This window comes from Streptomyces sp. NPDC102279, from assembly GCF_044766365.1.
In the GTDB taxonomy this organism is placed as follows: domain Bacteria; phylum Actinomycetota; class Actinomycetes; order Streptomycetales; family Streptomycetaceae; genus Streptomyces.
The window spans coordinates 247,608-264,452 of sequence record NZ_JBIWLU010000014.1 but is presented as its reverse complement, the minus strand read 5'-3'; the positions used below and the strand labels follow the sequence as shown (position 1 = coordinate 264,452).

13 protein-coding genes are annotated in these 16,845 nt (G+C 73.7%); 9 read left to right on the top strand and 4 right to left on the bottom strand.

All coding sequences use genetic code 11. From position 1 onward, the window contains the following. Positions 1-32 precede the first annotated feature (32 nt). Together ACIRQH_RS33070 and ACIRQH_RS33065 are read left to right on the top strand one after the other, a co-directional pair. Positions 33-1,328 (top strand): cation:proton antiporter, encoded by a 1,296-nt coding sequence (locus tag ACIRQH_RS33070; RefSeq protein WP_404228438.1) that lies wholly within the window; start codon positions 33-35, stop codon positions 1,326-1,328. A 163-nt stretch (positions 1,329-1,491) separates the two neighbouring features. After that, positions 1,492-2,238 carry an aspartyl/asparaginyl beta-hydroxylase domain-containing protein gene (locus ACIRQH_RS33065; protein WP_358820344.1) on the top strand — a complete coding sequence of 249 codons (747 nt, stop codon included), beginning with the start codon at positions 1,492-1,494 and terminating at the stop codon, positions 2,236-2,238. A gap of 136 nt (positions 2,239-2,374) precedes the next feature. On the opposite strand, the gene ACIRQH_RS33060 is transcribed toward ACIRQH_RS33065, so the two are convergent. Next, entirely contained in the window at positions 2,375-2,563 is a 189-nt protein-coding gene (locus ACIRQH_RS33060; protein ID WP_388878399.1) for a hypothetical protein, read from the bottom strand. A 98-nt stretch (positions 2,564-2,661) separates the two neighbouring features. Here ACIRQH_RS33060 and ACIRQH_RS33055 point away from each other — a divergent pair, with 98 nt between their 5' ends. Next, positions 2,662-3,723 carry a LuxR C-terminal-related transcriptional regulator gene (locus ACIRQH_RS33055; RefSeq protein ID WP_388878401.1) on the top strand — a complete coding sequence of 354 codons (1,062 nt, stop codon included), beginning with the start codon at positions 2,662-2,664 and terminating at the stop codon, positions 3,721-3,723. A 430-nt stretch (positions 3,724-4,153) separates the two neighbouring features. On the opposite strand, the gene ACIRQH_RS33050 is transcribed toward ACIRQH_RS33055, so the two are convergent. Next, positions 4,154-6,046, bottom strand: a complete 1,893-nt coding sequence (locus ACIRQH_RS33050; RefSeq protein WP_404228407.1) for a BTAD domain-containing putative transcriptional regulator — start codon at positions 6,044-6,046, stop codon at positions 4,154-4,156. 406 nt (positions 6,047-6,452) lie between these two features. Here ACIRQH_RS33050 and ACIRQH_RS33045 point away from each other — a divergent pair, with 406 nt between their 5' ends. The 6 genes from ACIRQH_RS33045 to ACIRQH_RS33020 are packed head-to-tail and all read left to right on the top strand — an operon-like array spanning position 6,453 to position 13,095. Then, complete coding sequence (locus ACIRQH_RS33045; protein ID WP_404228436.1) at positions 6,453-7,574, top strand: radical SAM protein; 1,122 nt, start codon at positions 6,453-6,455, stop codon at positions 7,572-7,574. After that, positions 7,571-8,260, top strand: coding sequence for an iron-containing redox enzyme family protein (locus tag ACIRQH_RS33040; RefSeq protein ID WP_404228404.1), 690 nt, complete (start codon positions 7,571-7,573; stop codon positions 8,258-8,260). The genes ACIRQH_RS33045 and ACIRQH_RS33040 overlap by 4 nt, the downstream gene beginning before the upstream one ends. After that, positions 8,257-8,466 (top strand): aroma-sacti cluster domain-containing protein, encoded by a 210-nt coding sequence (locus ACIRQH_RS33035; protein WP_388878408.1) that lies wholly within the window; start codon positions 8,257-8,259, stop codon positions 8,464-8,466. Before ACIRQH_RS33040 ends, ACIRQH_RS33035 begins: the two co-directional genes overlap by 4 nt. Positions 8,467-8,483: 17 nt before the next feature. Beyond that, complete coding sequence (locus ACIRQH_RS33030) at positions 8,484-11,630, top strand: AAA family ATPase (RefSeq protein ID WP_404228402.1); 3,147 nt, start codon at positions 8,484-8,486, stop codon at positions 11,628-11,630. After that, positions 11,627-12,487: a S8 family peptidase gene (locus ACIRQH_RS33025; RefSeq protein WP_404228399.1), complete on the top strand. Its 861-nt coding sequence runs from the start codon at positions 11,627-11,629 to the stop codon at positions 12,485-12,487. Before ACIRQH_RS33030 ends, ACIRQH_RS33025 begins: the two co-directional genes overlap by 4 nt. Beyond that, positions 12,484-13,095 (top strand): GAF domain-containing protein, encoded by a 612-nt coding sequence (locus tag ACIRQH_RS33020; protein ID WP_358820352.1) that lies wholly within the window; start codon positions 12,484-12,486, stop codon positions 13,093-13,095. The genes ACIRQH_RS33025 and ACIRQH_RS33020 overlap by 4 nt, the downstream gene beginning before the upstream one ends. 431 nt (positions 13,096-13,526) lie before the next feature. On the opposite strand, the gene ACIRQH_RS33015 is transcribed toward ACIRQH_RS33020, so the two are convergent. Together ACIRQH_RS33015 and ACIRQH_RS33010 are read right to left on the bottom strand one after the other, a co-directional pair. Continuing rightward, positions 13,527-14,645: a glycosyltransferase gene (locus ACIRQH_RS33015; RefSeq protein ID WP_404228396.1), complete on the bottom strand. Its 1,119-nt coding sequence runs from the start codon at positions 14,643-14,645 to the stop codon at positions 13,527-13,529. Between the two features lies 1 nt (position 14,646). Beyond that, on the bottom strand, positions 14,647-16,776 hold the full coding sequence (locus tag ACIRQH_RS33010) for a prolyl oligopeptidase family protein (protein WP_404228394.1): 2,130 nt from the start codon (positions 16,774-16,776) through the stop codon (positions 14,647-14,649). Between the last annotated feature and the right edge of the window lie 69 nt (positions 16,777-16,845).

Genomic DNA, 16,845 nt, shown 5'->3' with positions numbered 1-16,845 from the left:
ATTCATCAACTCAGGGAACTGGTGTTTCGCCGATGACTGAGCTCGCTATTGGCCTGCCGGCCGTATCCCGAATGTCCCATCTCTTCTTGGTGCTTGCCCTGATCATGGCCTGCTGCCATGTCGCGGGCCGTCTCTGCCGGCGGCTGGGGCAGCCTCCGGTGATCGGTGAGATCTTGACCGGTATAGCGCTGGGCCCTTCACTGCTCGGAGCCGCCTGGCCCTCAGGGCAACGGTGGCTCTTTCCCGGGGACCTGCTGCCTGTGATCAACGCACTGGCTCAGGTCGGCCTGGCCCTCTTCATGTTCCTGGTCGGTTACGAGTTGAACGTGGGGCACGTCCGTAGTCGCGGCAGAGTAGCGGCGCTGGTCAGCCATGCAAGCGTGGCCGCGCCCATGATCGGCGGGGTCCTCCTCGCCTTCGTGATGTATGGGCGATTCGCCGACCGCGGTATCGGGTTCCCGGCATTCGCGCTCTTCATCGCCGTGTCCATGAGCATCACCGCGTTCCCGGTGCTCGCACGGATCCTCACGGACCGGAAGATCGACCACACCCCTGTGGGCGCACTCGCCCTCACGTGCGCGGCCGTCGACGACATCACCGCCTGGTGTCTGCTCGCCCTGGCGACGGCGCTGGGACGGGGCACCTCCTGGACTTCAGTGCTCACCACTGTCGCCCTGACCGCCGTGTTCATCTCCGTGATGATGTACGGACTGCGTCCCTTGCTGGCCCGGCTGGCCGAGCGTCACGCGGATCGGCTGAGCGGAGGAACGGCGCTCCTGCTCGTGCTCCTCGCAGGGATCTTGCTGGCGTCGTTCGCCACGGACTGGATCGGCATCCACCCGATCTTCGGGGCCTTCCTGTTCGGCGTCGTCGTTCCGCGCGGTGCGGTACAGACGGCAGCCGTGGAACAGGTGCGAGGTGTCACCGTGGTGCTACTGCTGCCGTTGTTCTTCGCCTACTCCGGTTTGCAGACCGACTTCCGGCTGATCGGCACGGACCCCGCCCTGTGGGGCTGGTGCGTCCTCATCATCGCCGTCGCGACCGTCACCAAAGGGGCAGGGAGCGCTGGTGCGGCCCGACTGACCGGGCTTGATTGGCAGGAGTCGCTCTCACTCGGCACCCTGATGAACTGCCGGGGGCTGACCGAACTCGTGGTGCTCGGCGTGGGACTGGACCTCAAGATCATCACGCCCACCGTGTTCGCCATGCTGGTGGTGATGACGCTGGTCACCACGGTCCTGACGGCCCCCGGACTCAATCTGATCGACCGCCTTGCCGCCCAGCGGCGAGCAACTCCCGTACAGCAACGCGAAGTCGTGGCCAAATGACCGTCATGGTGACGGACGAGTCGGCGGGGAGCACGGCCTCGGCGATTCCGCCGCCTTCTGGAGCACTCGGCCTCCGCACCGCGATCCGGACTTCGTTGCCCACACACCTTCCCACCCCGCACGAGCACGCCGAGCAGGCATGCGTGGCCAGAAAGGGCGAGACATGACACCCGAGATAGACCAGATCTTCCAGGACGTGAAGGACCGGCACGGAGCCGGCTCCGTCACACGCGTCGAGGAGATGGTGTACGCCAAGCGGCAGGAGCGCCATCCGCTGCAGAAGGACGCCAAGTGGATCATGCCGGGGATATCCCGGACGCCCTGGCACGATCCCTACGAGCACCCCGAGATCGAGCCCGTCGTCCGCGCCTTCGAAGCCGGACACGGCGCCATCAAGCGGGAGCTCGCGGACGCGTGGTCCGACCGCAAGAGCGCCTTCTCCGACTACGAGCACTATCTGAGCCGCCAGGAGAACTGGCAGGCGCTGTACCTCTTCCGCGAGGGCGGGCCGGTCGAGTCCTCGGCCGCTCTGGTGCCCACCGCGTACTCCGTCCTCACCCGCGAGGTCATCGAGCAGGGCAAGCTCTGCCCGCTCCTGGAGAGCCACTTCTCGACGCTGCTTCCCGGTGCCTCGATCGCCCCGCACTGCGACCTGTGGAACTTCAGCATCAATCTGCACCTTGCGGTCGACATCCCCGAGGGGTGTGGCATCACGGTCGCCGACGAGACCCGGCGCTGGCAGGAGGGCGAGTGCCTGCTGTTCGACTACTCCTTCGTGCACGAGGCGTGGAACAACGGCGACAGGCCGCGCACCTGTCTGCTCGTGGACCTGTGGCACCCGGAAACGACCGTCCCCGAGCGTGAGGCCCTCGTCGGTCTGATCACCGAGATCCGCAAGCTGATGGGCTAGACGAGCGCTGAAGATCTGGTCGAGGGCTGTCCGGCCGGTGGCCGGGCGGCCCTTCGCGCCATGCGGTGGCGGGTGTGCGGTGTCAGGTGGCTCGCACCGCTGGGGCGTCGGTGGGGGATCCGTTGCCGCCGGGCGGTCACCAGTGCGGTGTGGGGACGGTCGGCGCGTCGCCGTCGCTGTCGCGCACGGGCCGCGGCGGTTGGTCGAGGACCTCGCGGGCCGTGACGCCGTGGCAACCGGCCCGGCGCCGGCGGGCGCGTACCCGGCCGCCGAGGAGGGCCAGACGTTCGAGGAACAGGACGAATGCGGTTTTGTTCCGCTTCACGACGATTCCTTACGAGAGGGTCTGGGAAAATCCATCGCAGATCTGAACAATGGACATGACAGGGGCTGTTGGGGTCATCTGGCTGATGAGGGGGTTGGGTGGGCGGCATCGGCGAGGACGGCGAGATACCGGGCCCGCGTACGGCGGCCGGGTGGGCGTCGCGCGAGGCGCAGTTGTCCGAGGACGCCGTCCGGGTGTTCCGGTGGGTGAGCGACCAGGGATCGTGCGACGCGAGGTCGCTGGGCGCGACTCTGGGGTTGCCGGAGACCAGCGCGGCGTCCGCGGTGACGACACTGACCGAATTGTTGCTGCTGCGCCACCTTCCGGGGAACCCCGAGGAGTTGGTGGCGGTGGCGCCGGACGAGGCGCTCGCCGCGCTGGTCGCGCCGCGGGAGGCCGGGCTGCGCCGGCAGCTCGCCGAGATCGACCGGCTGCGGGCCGAACTGTCCGTCCTGGCGCCCTTCTACGCGGAAGGCCGTCGGCAGTGGCGGGGACGGGCGCCGCTGACGGAGGTCACCGATCTGAAGACGGTCGTGGGGATGATCACCGAGGCGACCATGCGGTGCCGCCAGGAGGTCCGCACATGCCACCCCGGTGGTGGCCGCTCCCCTGCTCTGCTGGAGCAGGCGTTCGTGCAGGACCGCGACATGCTGCGGCGCGGCGTGCGGATGCGCACGCTGTACCAGCACACGGCCCGCTACCACCTGCCCACGCAGGAGTACGCGCGGCGGATGACCGACGAGGGCGCCGAGATCAGGACCCTGAGCGAACTGTTCGGCCGCATGGTCGCCTTCGACGCGGAGACGGTGTTCATCCCGCACCAGGACGACCTGGACGCGGCCATCGTCATCCAGGAGCCGTCCACCGTCTCCTACCTCTGCGCGACCTTCGATCACGCCTGGTCGCTGGCCGAGCCCTACCACCCGGCCTGGACGGAGAGTTCGGCGCGGGACGAGGTGAAACAGGCCATCGTGCGGCTGCTGGCCGAGGGCATGAAGGACGAGATGGTGGCCCGGCGGCTGGGGATGTCGCTGCGCACCTGCCGCAAGCACATCGCCGAGATCATGGAGCAGCTCGGCGCGGCCAGCCGGTTCCAGGCCGGATACCTGGCCCGCGTGCAGTCCTCCGGTCCGGCTTCGGCGGCCACGGGCGGGACCTGAGAACCGCGCCGGAGTGGACCTTCGGCGGCCGGGCGCCGACCGCGTCGGACGGGACATGGCCCGCCCGGATCCCCTTCCTCCGGAGCGGCCCCGAGCCGGTGGCGAGGCGTTCTCGGCGGGAGCCCGCCCGGCCCGGGAAGGCGGCCGGGGCCCCGGTTCCGACAGGACGCGGCGTGGTTGCCGTGACGCCGGGGCGTGCCCGCAGGGCGAGGTGGCCGCCGGGAGGGCCTGGTGCCGTGTCATGCCCGGTACGGGGCGGTGCGCGTCCCCGCTCCGACGGCGCCCTCCGCCGCCGCGCCGTGGGGGAAGGCCGCGGCCGCCCCGGGTGGGGAACCACCGCCGCCGGTCCCGGCCCGCGGAACCGCCATGCCCGGCCGCGGCCACCGTGGCCGGCCTCCTGATCCCGCTCCCACGGTCGCGCGGGGAACGCCTAGCACCGGTCTCCCGGCGCGCCGGCCTGTTCGCGCGCGAACAGGAGGGTCAGCCAGGGCAGTTCGTAGCACACCGTGTCCGGGAGCGCGCCGAGGTGTGCGGTGACCTCGGGGAGGGACGGCGGCGGCAGGACGCCGACGTCGATCAGTTCCTCCAGGGCGCGCTGCGTGTCCCGTCCGTCCCGGCCCAGGGCGCGGGCGGCGGCCGGGAGGGTGAAGGAGGAACCCGGCAGCGCGGCCAGGGCGTGGAGGGAGTCGCGGGCGGGGGCGGGCAGCCGGGCGAACGCCCCGGCGAGGCGGGCGCGGACCCCGAGGCCGCCCGACGCGAGTTCGTCCAACGCCTCCAGGGGATGTTCGAGACGGTCCGCGTACTGGCCGAGCGGCATGTGGCGCAGCACGGACAGACGGTTCCCCGCGGCTCGCAGGGCGAACGGGAGGTGGCCCGTGGCGGCGGCGACCCGGGCGGCGGCGGCGTGTTCGGCGCTCAGCCGGGGGCGCCCGATGATGCCGCCGAGCAGGTCCAGTGCCTCCTCGGGGGACAGGGGCGGCAGTTCCACCCGGTGTGCGGACTCCAGACAGGGCAGTCGGCTGCGGGAGGTGACCAGTGCGGCCGTGGTGCCGGACGGCGGCAGCAGCGGGCCGAGCGCCGCGGCGTCGGGTGCGTCGTCCAGGAGCAGCAGGATCCGGCGCCCGGACAGCCAGGTCCGCCAGACGGTGGCGGCCTCCTCCCGGCCGGCGGGCAGCCGTTCGGTGCAGCCGAGGGAGCGGGCCAGCTCCGCCAGCACCGACGCCCAGGGGCGCGGGGAGCCGTCCTCGGCGCACAGCCGGGTGGCGACCACGCCGTCGGGGTAGCGCGCGGCGAGGCGGTGCGCGACGTGTACGGCGAAGGCGGTCTTGCCGGCGCCGGCCGCACCGGTCACGAGCACAGGGGGTCCGCCCTCGGTCTCCAACTGCGCTCCGACGGCGCCCAGTTCCCAGGTGCGGCCGGTGAAGTCGGCGAGGTCCGGGGGGAGCAGGCGTGACCCGGTTGTGGCGCCGCGCGGCCGGGGCGGGGCCAGGTCGTCCAGCAGGGAGCGGTAGGCGCTCTGCAGGGCTGCGCCGGGTTGCAGGCCCAGTTCCCTGGACAGGTGCTGCCGGCAGTCGTCGTAGGCGGCCAGCGCCTCCGTCCTGCGGCCGACCTGGTGCAGTGCGGTGAGCTGTACCGCACGCAGTCGCTCCCGCAGGGGGTGGCGGCTCACCATCTCGTCCACGGTGTCCGCGACCGGGCCCGGGTCCCCGATCTCCAGTTGCGCCTCCGCCCACGCCTCGTAGACGGCCAGTCGTCGGGCGTGCCGGCGTTCGACCGCGGCACGCAGTACGTCGGCCCGGGCCGCCAGGTCGCTGAAGGGGTCGTGCCGCCACAGGTCCAGGGCCTGGCGGTACGTGCGGGCGGCGCGGCTCGACGCACCGGCGCGCATCTGGGCGTCGCCGTGCCGGGCCAGTTCGTCGAAGCGCAGGGCGTCGCACTCCCGCGGGGTGAGGTGCAGGACGTAGCCGCCGGGTCCGTGGCGCAGCCGGCCAAGGTCGTCGGGGTCGAGCACCCGGCGCAGGGTCGACACGTACACCTGGAGGTTCTTGCGGGCCGTGCGGGGCGGGTCGTCCGGCCAGACGGCGTCGGTCAGTTCTTCCAGTGACACCGGTGTGTTGGGCCGGGTGAGCAGGACCGCGAGGACGAGGCGCTGTTTCAGCGGCCCGAGTTCCAGGGGCAGTCCGTCGCGGAAGGCCCGCAGAGGGCCGAGGAGGGTCAGTCGCAGGGGAGCGGCGGCTTCGTCACCGCCGAATTCCTCGGCGGGCTCTCGTGGAATTCCGGGAAACGAATCCGCGCCGCGGTTTTCCGTGAGCGAATCGACCATCTCCCCCTCAGCCCCTTCCCCAACCGGTGTCGTCGGGGTTCTGGGCGAGGGAAAACATTCCGTACACGAAAGCCTCCGAGGAGCGGCAGGGGGTGAGGGAATCCGCGAGGAGCCGTGAACACGTCGGGAATTGGGTGCAATTCCTTCGGCCTTCACAGCATGCGCACAAGCCGGTACCGGGGCCATGGACTCGAGGATGGCTCAAGGTGCATGCAGCAACAGACCCGCCGGGATAAAAGAGCTAACAGGCGGACAAAGCGCAGCGAATCGACAGGTCTTGAAGCCTTGCGGACCGCGGGCGCCGGCGCCGCGCCGCGTACCGGCCCCGAACCGGCCGCCAACCGCGACCGAACCGGCGTCCCGCACGGTGGGGCCGCACGTCCCGGTGACCGACGGAGGTGACGAGATGCGGCTGGCGGAGATCATCGAGCTACGTCCGGTACCCGCTGCCGGGCTGCTCGCCACCCTCACCAGGCGCTGCCCGCTGAGCTGCGCCCACTGCTCCACCTCGTCGGGGCCGCGCGGCGAGGACACGCCGGGCGGGGCGCTGCGCCGCTTCGTCGCCGGCTTCACCTCCGCGGACCGTCCGGAGGTCCTCATGCTCACGGGTGGTGAGCCGCTGTTGCGGCCCGGGCTCGTGGCGGACCTCGCGGCGCTCGCCGCGGTGGCCGGAACACGGACGTCGGTCCTCAGCGGCATGTTCTTCGCGGGCGACGGCAGGGTGCCCGACCGCATCCTGCGCGCACTGCGGCACGTCGCCCATTTCTCGGCGAGCATCGACGTGTTCCACGAACGTGAAGTGCCGCGCGCGGCGGTCTTCCGCGCGATGCACCGCATCAGGGAAAGCGGAATCGACGTGAGTTTCCATGTGGCGGGCACCACGGCGGACGACGCGTATCTCGCGGACGTCACCGGCGCCATTCGCAGCGAATTCCGGGACCAGGCGGCGGTTCTGGTCAATCACGTCCGGCCGGTGGGACGGGCGGCGGGCTGGGCTGCGGCCCGCACGGTCCCGCTCCGGGACGCGGCGGCGGAGGGTGTCTTGGAGGTGCCGTCGGCCCCGTGCGCGATGGCGGCCTGGCCGGTGGTCGCCTTCGACGGCACCGTCGCGGCCTGTTGCAACCAGCTGGTGGTGGACGCCCGCCCGGTTCCCGAGCATCTGCGGCTCGGGCACATCGCGGAGGACGACTGGGCCACCGTACGGCGCCGCTGCCAGGAGTCACCCGTGCTGCGCACCGTCCGTACCGCCGGGGTGGGGTCGTGCACGGACTGCCGTGGTCTGGCCCGGCGGCCCGGGGCGCTGGAGGCGGCCGGGCGGTCCGGCTCCGGCCCGGCGGCGGGCGTGATGGACGTACTCGGTGCCCGGCTCCAGCGCGACGCGGGGGCCGCCGTGCTGCTGCGACGGTACGGAAGCGACCGGTACGCGCCGCTCGTGCTGCTCGGTGATGCAGAGGGTGTCGGCGGTGTCGGTGATGCAGAGGGTGTCGGCGGTGTCGGCGGTGTCGGCGACGAGGGGGTTCCCCCGTGAGCCCGTCCGCCCTCGCGGGTCTGCGACTCGAACTGTCCCTCGTACAGCCCGTCCTGTGGACCTCGGCCGCCCGCATGTGGCGCTCCGGCCCGGGGCTCCCCGACCGCTATCGGCGCTATCTGTGCGCCATGCACCAGGTGATCCGCGCCTCCGTCCCGCTGATGGAGCGGGCCGCCGCACGGTGCGAGGCGCTGCCGCGGGACCCGGTGGCCCGGCCGCTCGCCCGGTACCTGCGGGCGCACGCCGAGGAGGAACGCGGCCACGACGAGTGGCTGCTCGCCGACGCCGTGGTGACCGGGGCCGCGCCGGGCGAACTGACCGACGCCGTACCGCCCGCCCTTGTGGCCACCCTCGTGGGGGCGCAGTACTACTGGATCGAGCACAGCCATCCGGTGGCTCTCCTCGGCTACATCGCGGTGCTGGAGGGCAACGCGCCCGCACCGGGTCTGGCCGGCCGGCTGGCACGGGAGACCGGGCTGCCGCAGGCCGCCTTCGCGACCGTACGCCTCCACGCGGACCTCGATGACGGACACAGCGCGGACCTGGACCGGCTGATCGACGAACTGCCGCTGGACTCCGCGCAGCGTTCCCTGGTCGCCGTGAGCGCCCTGCACACGGTCGCCTCCCTCGCCGAGCTGTTCGACCGCATCGCCGCGGCACCAACCGGAATGGGAGAGCGCCCATGAATGACCCCGCACCCGATCGCGACCGACTCCGCTCGCTGGAGGACGCCGGGTTCCCGCTGCACAGCCTCTCCCCCGAGCAGCGAGAGGTGCTCCAGGACCTCAGCATGGAGGAACTGACCCTGCTGCTCGGCCTGAAGGAGCGGCTGGACGCGGCCGAGCCGGAGGTGCAGGCGCACAGCGAGATCGCCGGCGGAGCGCTGTTCTGATGACCGACGGTGCGCGCGTGAAATGCCCCCGGTGCCCCGTACCCCCGCCGGAAGGAGCCGCGTTCTGCCCCCGCTGCGGCACCGCGTGCGTGGCCGCGGGCGACGCGGCCTCGGCCGAGGAGCGCCGGGTGGTGACCGTGCTCTTCTGCGACCTCGTCGGGTCGACGGCCCTGTCCGGGCGGCTGGACCCGGAGACGCTGCGCACGGTGACACTGCGGTACTTCGCGCTGATGCGGGCGCGGATCGAGGACCACGGCGGCACGGTCGAGAAGTTCATCGGCGACGCCGTGATGGCGGTGTTCGGGGTACCCGTGCGCCACGAGGACGACGCCCACCGGGCGCTCGCCGCCGCGCGCGGCATGGTCACCGGCCTCGACGGGCTCAACGCCGAGCTGGAGCGACAGCACGGTGTGCGGCTCGCCGTCCGCATCGGTGTGAACACCGGTGAGGTGGTGGTCAGTGTCGACCCCGCCGCCCGGCAGGCCCTGGTCTCCGGCGAGGTCGTCAACATCGGCGCCCGGCTCGAACAGCACGCCGGGGCGGGGGACATCCTGATCGGCCCGGCCACGCTGCACGCCGCCGGCCCCTCCGCGGTCACCGAGTCGGCCGGCGCGCTGTCCCTCAAGGGAGTCGGTGTTCCCGTCCCGGCCCACCGTCTGGTCGCCCTGCACGAGGACGACCCCGAGCGGGTACGCCGCTTCGACACCCCGTTCATCGGCCGCGCGCAGGAACTCGCCGAACTCCGCCTGCTGCTGCGCAAGTTGGAGACCGACCCGCGCTCGCACCTGGTGACCGTCTACGGCGAGGCGGGCCTCGGCAAGACGCGCCTGCTGCGCGAGTGGCTGCGGGACTGCCCGGCGTACGGCGAGGGGCGCTGCCGGCCCTACGGCGAGACCGGCTCGCTGTCGCCGCTCGCCGAAGCCGTACGCCAGGTCCTCGCGGCCGTCGGCGAGGACGCGGCCCTCACGGCGCTACCGGCCCACGAACGGACGGAGGCGGAGCAGGCACTGCGCCTGCTGCGGACCGGACTGCTCGCGGACGGTACGCCCAGCCCCTCGGCGGACGACACCCTCATGGCGCTGGCCTGTCTCCTGGACGCGCTGTCCCGTGAACGGCCGGTGGTTGTGGTGCTCGACGACTGCCACTGGGCGTCCGCGCCGCTGCTCGACATGGCGGACCGGTTGCTTGACGAGCTGGACCGCTCCCCCGTGGCCCTGGTGTGCGTCGCACGCCCGGAGCTGCTGGAGACCCGCCCCGGCTGGGGCAGCGGCCGGATGCGGTCCGCGTCGCTGCTGCTCACCCCGCTCACCCGGGAGGAGGCCGCCGCTCTCGCCGACGAACTGGTCGAGGTGGCCGCCCACCGGCACGGCGTACTGGAGGGCGCGCTCGACCGCGCCGAGGGCAATCCGCTGTACCTCGAACATCTGACGGCCATGGCGGCCGAGTGCGACGACCTGCCGCTGACCGTGCACGCCCTGCTCGGCGCCCGCATCGACGCGCTGCCGCCCGAGGAACGGACCCTGCTGCAGGTGGCCGCCGTCCTGGGGCGGGAGTTCCAGCGCGCCGACCTGACCGAGCTGGCCGGGTCCGAGGAGCCCGCGGGGCCGGCGGACTCCCCCGGCGGTCTGCTGCGCGGTCTCGTACGACGGCGGCTCATCGAGGCCGCCGGCCGTACCCTGTCCACGAGTTCGGTGCTCCGGTTCGGCAGTGCCCTGGTGCAGGAGACCGCGTACCGGGGGATGGCCAAGAAGGTGCGTGCCCGGCGTCACGAGCACGCCGCCCGGGTCCTCGTCCGCCACGACGCGGGCGATGCCGCCGTCGGCTCCCACCTGGCCCGCGCCCACCGTCTGCTCACCGAACTGGGCGTCCACGACGGCGACACCGACGCACTGCGGGCGCGTGCCGCCGGGCTGCTCACCCGGGCCGGAGCGGCCGCCCTGGCACGCTCCGACCTGCCGTGGGCCGACGACCTCCTCACCCAGGCCCTGGAACTGGCCGCTCCCGGTGAACCCTTCGCCGGCGAGGCCGCCCGGCGGCTCGGCGAGACGAAGGTCGCCCGCGGCGAACCGGAGCGGGGCCGCGAACTGCTGGCCGACGCGCTCGCCGCGGCGGACCGGACCGGTGATCCGCTGGGCGCCGCCCACGCCCGGCTCGCGCTGACCGCGCTCGACCCCCGGCACGGGTCCGCCGCCGAGGTGGCCGAGGTCGCGCTCCCGCTGTTCACCGGGGCGGGCGACGACCAGGGCATCGCCCGTGCCTGTGTCCGTATCGCCCAGGACCGTCAGCGGCGCGGACTGCACGCCGAGGCCGAGGAGTTGCTCCAGCGGGCCCTGGACCACGCCGACCGTGCGGACGCGGAACCCGAACGGGCGCTGGCGCTCGGCGCGGTGGGCATCTCGCTGTGGCGCGGCCCCACCCCGGTCGCGCGTGCCGTCGCGCGCTGCGAGGAACTGCTGACGGCCCACGGCGCGGGCCGGCCGACCGTCCGGGCCACGCTGGGCTGCCCGTTGGCCGTGCTCCTGGCTCTGCAGGGCCGGCACGAGGAGGCGCACGAGCGGCTGGCCGAGGCTGCACGCCTCGCCCGCGGTCTCGGCTACGCCGAGAGCGCGCTGTTCATCCCCCTGTTCGCCGCGGAGGTCGAGGCCTTGGCCGGTACGCCCGCCCGCCGTCTCGCCCTGCTGGAGGAGGCGGCGTGCGCCGGCCGTGGACTCGGCGCCGCGGGTGCCCTGCCCGGCATCGCCCGGGAGCGGGCCCGCATCCTGCTGGACCGTGGGGAGCCCGCCGAGGCGCTGGCCCTGCCGGACCCGGAACGGGCCGGCCTGCCTCCGGCCGAGTCCGCCGACGCGTACGGGCTGCGGGGCCGAGCCCTGGCACTCGCCGGGGAGCCGGACCTCGCGCGCGCCTGCGCGGACCGGGCCGTCGCCGCGGCGGGCGCCACGGACTCCCCGGTCGTCCGGGGCACCGCGGCCCTCGACCTCGCCCACACACTGCGCGCCCTCGGGCTGCCCGCGGACGCGGCGCGTGAGGCACACGCGGCTCTGGGGCACTTCGCCGCCAAGGGGCACCGGCCGGGCACGGACCGCGCGTCCGCGTTCGCCGACGAGAAGACGGATACGGCCCGGGGCGTGGACCGCCCGGCCGGACGGGAAGGCAGGACCCGATGACCACAGGAACGGCAGGAGGGCTCACCTGGAGCCTGCGTGACCGCTCTCCCGAGGACCTGACCATGCTCGCCGACACGGTGCCGGACCTGCCCGCCGATCCCTCGGCGTGGTCGGGCGGCGGCGGAGTGCGCGTCTGCGTGGTCGACACCGGGGTGGAGTGCGGCCATCCCGTTGTCGGCGCCGTCCAGGGGTCCTACGAGGTGGCACCCGCCCCCGACGGCACCCTGCGCGTCGTCGACAGCGGACCGCTGCCCGCCGGCGCCGGAGACGGCTGCGGGCACGGAACGGCCTGCGCGGGCATCGTCCGGCGCGTGGCGCCGGACTGCGAGCTGTACAGCGTGCGGGTGCTCGGCGAGGGGTTCACCGGCAGCGGCGAGGCCCTGCTCACCGGGCTGCGGTGGGCCGTCGACCAGGGTTTCGACGTGGTCAACCTCAGTCTGTCCACGACCCGTCCGAAGTTCCTGGAGACCCTGCGGTCCCTGGCCGACCAGGCGTTCTTCACCGGCACCACACTGGTGGCGTCGGCCCACAACACGCCGGTGGAGAGCTTCCCCTGGCGGTTCTCGTCGGTCATCTCGGTCGGTACGCACCGCGAGGACGACTCCGGGCTCTTCCTCTACAACCCGGCACCGCCCGTGGAGTTCTTCGCACCCGGCCAGAACGTGCAGGTGGCCTGGACGGGCGGCAGGACCATCCGCACCACGGGCAACAGTTTCGCCACCCCCTTCATCAGCGGGATGTGCGCCCGCCTGCTCGGCACCCGCCCGAAGCTGACACCGTTCCAGATCAAGCACGCGCTCTACCTCTCCGCCGCGAACGTGCGCATCGGCGAACCAGGAACCCGAGGTGAATCATGAGCCAGCCCCCCGGTCTCGTCCCCGCCACAGGCGTGGACCCCGCCACGCGCCCCGGCAGCGCGGAGCACGATCTGCTGCAGTCCGTCGTCGACACCGCGCGGGCCATCTTCGGCGCCGCGGCCAGTTCCGTCCTGCTGCACGACCGGGACGCCGACGAGCTGGTCTTCCAGGCCGTGGCCGGCGAGGGCGAGAAGTCCCTCGTGGGCTCGCGGTTCCCCGCCGACCGGGGTCTCGCCGGCTGGGTACTCGTCTCGGGGGAGCCCATGATCGCGGACGACCTCCGGGAACAGGGCATGTTCGCCCGGGACGTCGCCAAGTCGACGGGGTACGTGCCGGACGCGCTGATGGCCGCGCCGCTCGCCCATCACGACCGGGTGCTCGGCGTCCTCGAGGTGCTCGACCCCGCCGAGCAGTCCCGCTCCAGCCTCTCCGAACTCGACCTCCTCGCACTCTTCGCCCGGCAGGCCGCGGCGGCTCTCGCGGTCATCGCCGACCGTCGCCACGAGGAGACACCGTCGGCGGTCCGGGCACGGGGCCTGGAACTGCTCGCCGCGCTACGGGACGTACTCCTCGACGGAGTACCGCCCCAGGCGGGGCACGAGGCCTGAGTCCCGGGGCTGCCACACCGTCCGGGCAGCCCCGACTCCCCGCGCCCCGGGCCGGACTCGGGAAGCTCTCCGACCGCCCGCCCGGGGCGCCTCGGGCGGCGGCCAACTCCCTTGTTCTGCGGGGCAAGGGGCGCCGACGGACGCCCGGTGCCGTCGCACGCGGACCGGGCAGCGGTCTTCAGGCCGCCGGCCAACTCCCAGGCGTACGAACCAAGAACCGCCAAAGACGTCTGGAACAACCCACCGGGATCGAACAGCGGCCTCGAACCCTCGGTCCCTCGGACCCTCTGACCGCCCCGCCCCGGGCGCACCCACGTCATGCCCGGTGGGCCCGTTCCCCGGAGCCGGAGGGCGACGCGCCTCGGTCGGCGCCGGGCACGGACTCCGCCGGTCGGTGCGGACTCGGGTCGGTGCGGGCGGCATCTTCCGGGTCAGCGTGACGCCGATTCCACGGCGTCGGCGGCTCGGGTCTCGCTCTTGCCGTCGGCGAGCAGGCCGGCGATCTCCTGGGCGCGTGCCCGGAGTTCGGGGTCGCGTGCGGTCTCCTCCACTGCGGCGCGCAGGTCCGCGGCGGAGGCGCCGGGCCCCGGCAGCCCGCGGGCGACGCCGGCGCGCAGGCAGCCGGCGGCGAGGACCTGCTGCTCCGACCCGTTGGGGGCGACGAGCAGCGGCTTGCCGCGCAGGAGCGCGGCGAGCACGGGTGCGGACGTCGCGTTGGTCAGAACGAGGTCGGCCCGGTCGACGAGCGGCCCCATCCAGGGGCGGCGGCCGACGATCAGGTCGGCGTCGGCGGCGGCCTCCGGGTCGCCCGACCGCCCCAGTTCCACGACGGCCCGGTGGGTGCCCGAGGTGAAGGCGGCGTTGAGGCGCGGCCAGAGGGAGGCGCCTCCGAAGGTCCGGCCGAGATGGACGTACGCCAGGGGCTTGGAGTCCGGGAGCGGTTCGGCCGCCGGGGGTTGCGGCTCCCACCAGCAGGGGCCGACATGCTCCACGGCCGGGGGCAGTTCGGCGCCGGGCGGCTCCAGGACGGGGTGCCCGCGCAGCAGGAAGGCGGTGCCGAGCAACGGGGTGTCGGGGAACCGGTCGTGCCGTGGGGCGAGGCCGGCCGCCTCTCGTACCGCCCCGTAGTGCTTCAGGGTCTCCGTCAGCCGCCATGTGCGGTCGCGTGCGTCGGCCGCGCCGATGCCGGAGCGGTAGGGCCACAGGTGTGCCGTCAGCCCGAGGACGACCACCGGCAGGCCGGCCGCCTCGGCGGCCACCAGCGCTCCGTGGCAGAGCACGGAGGTGACCAGGACGTCGGGCCGCGTCCGCCGGACCGCCCGCGCCACCTCGGTGTACTGCTCGGGCCCGCGGACGGTCCAGTGGGACACCGACAGGGCCGTGGTGTCCGCGACGGCGACCGCCTCCAGGCCCGCCGCGGTGGCCGCCCGTGCGGCGCGCGGCCCGGCGAGGACGTGCACCGTGTGGGCGCGGCGGCGCAGTTCGGCTCCGACCGCGAGGGCGGGATACAGGTAGCCCGGGTCGTTCAGCGGGCACAGGAGCACCTTCATGTCAGCCGTCCTCGGGCACAAGGAGGCCCAGGTGGTGGGCGAGGAAGGCCATGACGTCCGCGTAGAGGCGTGCGCTGCGCGAGGCGCCGCGCGTGCCGTGTCCGACGCCGCGCTCGGTGCGCAGCACGACGGGCCCGTCGCCCGTGCCGGCCCACTGCAGGGCTGCGCACATCTTGCGGGCGTGCGCGGGGTCGACGCGGGTGTCTCCGTCGAAGACGGCGAGCAGCACGGCCGGGTAGCGCGCGCCTTCGCGCACCTGGTGGTAGGGCGAGTACGAGAGCAGGCGCGCGAACTGTGCGGGGTCCGCGGCGCTGCCGTACTCGTCGCGCCAGCTCGCGCCCATTCCCGACAGCTCGTAGCGCACCATGTCGAGCAGGGGGGCCGCGCACACGACGGCCGCGTAGGTCTCCGGCCGTCGGGTCAGCGCGGCAGCGGCCAGCAGGCCGCCGTTGGAGCTGCCGAGGACGCCGAGCCGGCCGGGTGCGGCCCAGCCGGCACGGAGCAGGTGGTCCGCCGCGGCGTCGAAGTCGTCGAAGGTGTTGTGCTTGTTCTCGCGGCGTCCGGCCCGGTGCCAGTCCTCGCCCTCCTCTCCCCCGCCGCGCACGCAGGCCACGGCGTACACCCCGCCCGCGCGGACCCAGGGCACGGCCTGCGGGGTGAAGCCGGGGGTCATCGAGGCGCCGAAGCCGCCGTAGCCGGTAACGACGGTGGGGCGGGGCGTGTCGGGGCGTCCCGTGGGAGACATCACGAACAGGCGCACCTCGGTGCCGTCGCGGGAGCGGACCACCTCCTGGGTGACCTTCACGCCCTCGGCGGGCGCCGTCGCCGGGGAGCCGCCGGGCCAGGGGCGCAGGTGTCCGGTGACGGCGTCGTAGTGCAGGACGACGGCGGGTGTGACGTGGTCGGTGTACGCGAACCACAGTTCGTGACCACGTTCTTGACGTGCCGTCAAGTCGGTCACCGTTCCCTGTCCTGGCAGGGGTACGGTTCCGGTCCTGGCTCCGTTCCGGGCGTCGTGCAGGGTCAACTCGCCCACGGCGTGCCGGGTGCGGACGACCGCCAGCAGGGGCCGGTCCAGTGCGGGGCCGTCCAGGACCGCGAAGTCCTGCAGTACGGTGCCGGGTTGTTCGGCGAGCAGGGTGCGCCACTGGCCGGGGTCCGTGGCGTCGCGCGCGGCCGTGGCGATCCGGCCGCACGGGGCGCCGGCTGTCGTCCGCAGCAGCAGCGGTCCCCGGCCCGGCCTGAGGCGGACGGTGGTGCGGCCGTTGTCGCCGTGCTGGAGACGGCGCAGTCCGGGCCGGTCGGGGGCGGTCGCGGTCAGGTCGGCGGTCCACAGGTCGGTGTGCGGTGAGGTGCCCTCGCCGGCGCCGACGACCAGGAGCCGGCCGTCGGGGGCGGTGGCGACGGTGTAGTACTGCGTGTCCGAGCGCCCCGCCCCGAAGATCTCCGCGTCCTGGTCCGCCGGCGTGCCGACGCGGTGGAGATACACGCGGCGTCGAGGTCCCGTCCCGGACGCGGCGTGCTCCGAGGCCGGCCGGCGCACGTAGTAGAAGGCGTGGCCGCCCGGCAGCCAGGCCACGGGGGAACGGCGGACCCGGTCCACGGGCCCGTCGACCGGCTCGCCCGTCGCGGTGTCGAGCACCCGCAGCACCGAGTGCTCGGTACCGCCCGAGGACGTCTGGACGGCCACGAGGTCGCCCTCCCACGACGGTTCCCAGGCGTCGAGGACCGTCGTACCGGACGGGTCGGCGTCCAGCGGATCGAGCAGGATCCGGGTCCGGCCCGTCTCGCGGACGGCCAGCGCGGCGAGTTCGCGTCCCGGTTCCCTGCACAGATGGAACTCCCGTCCGCCGCGCGCCACCGGTGGCCGGGCGCCGCCGCCGGCGAGCAGGGCGGTCATCCGCGCGAACAGGGCGTCCCGGGCCGGCCAGCGGGCCTCCTCGTCGGCGTGGAGCAGGTCCTGAGCGGCGCACCAGGCGACGGTTGCGGGGTCCCGCGGGTCCTCCAGCCAGCGGTAGGGGTCGGCCACGCGCACTCCGTGGACGACCTCCTCCGGTCCGCTGCGCGGGGCGGGCGGGTAGGTGTACCGGCCGGACACCGGCCCCGCGTCACGGGGCGGGGACTGGGTCATCGCGGCGCTCCAGGGAGAACGGATCACGTCGGTCACGGGAGGTGGCACTTAGAGCGCGCCCGCGGTGGG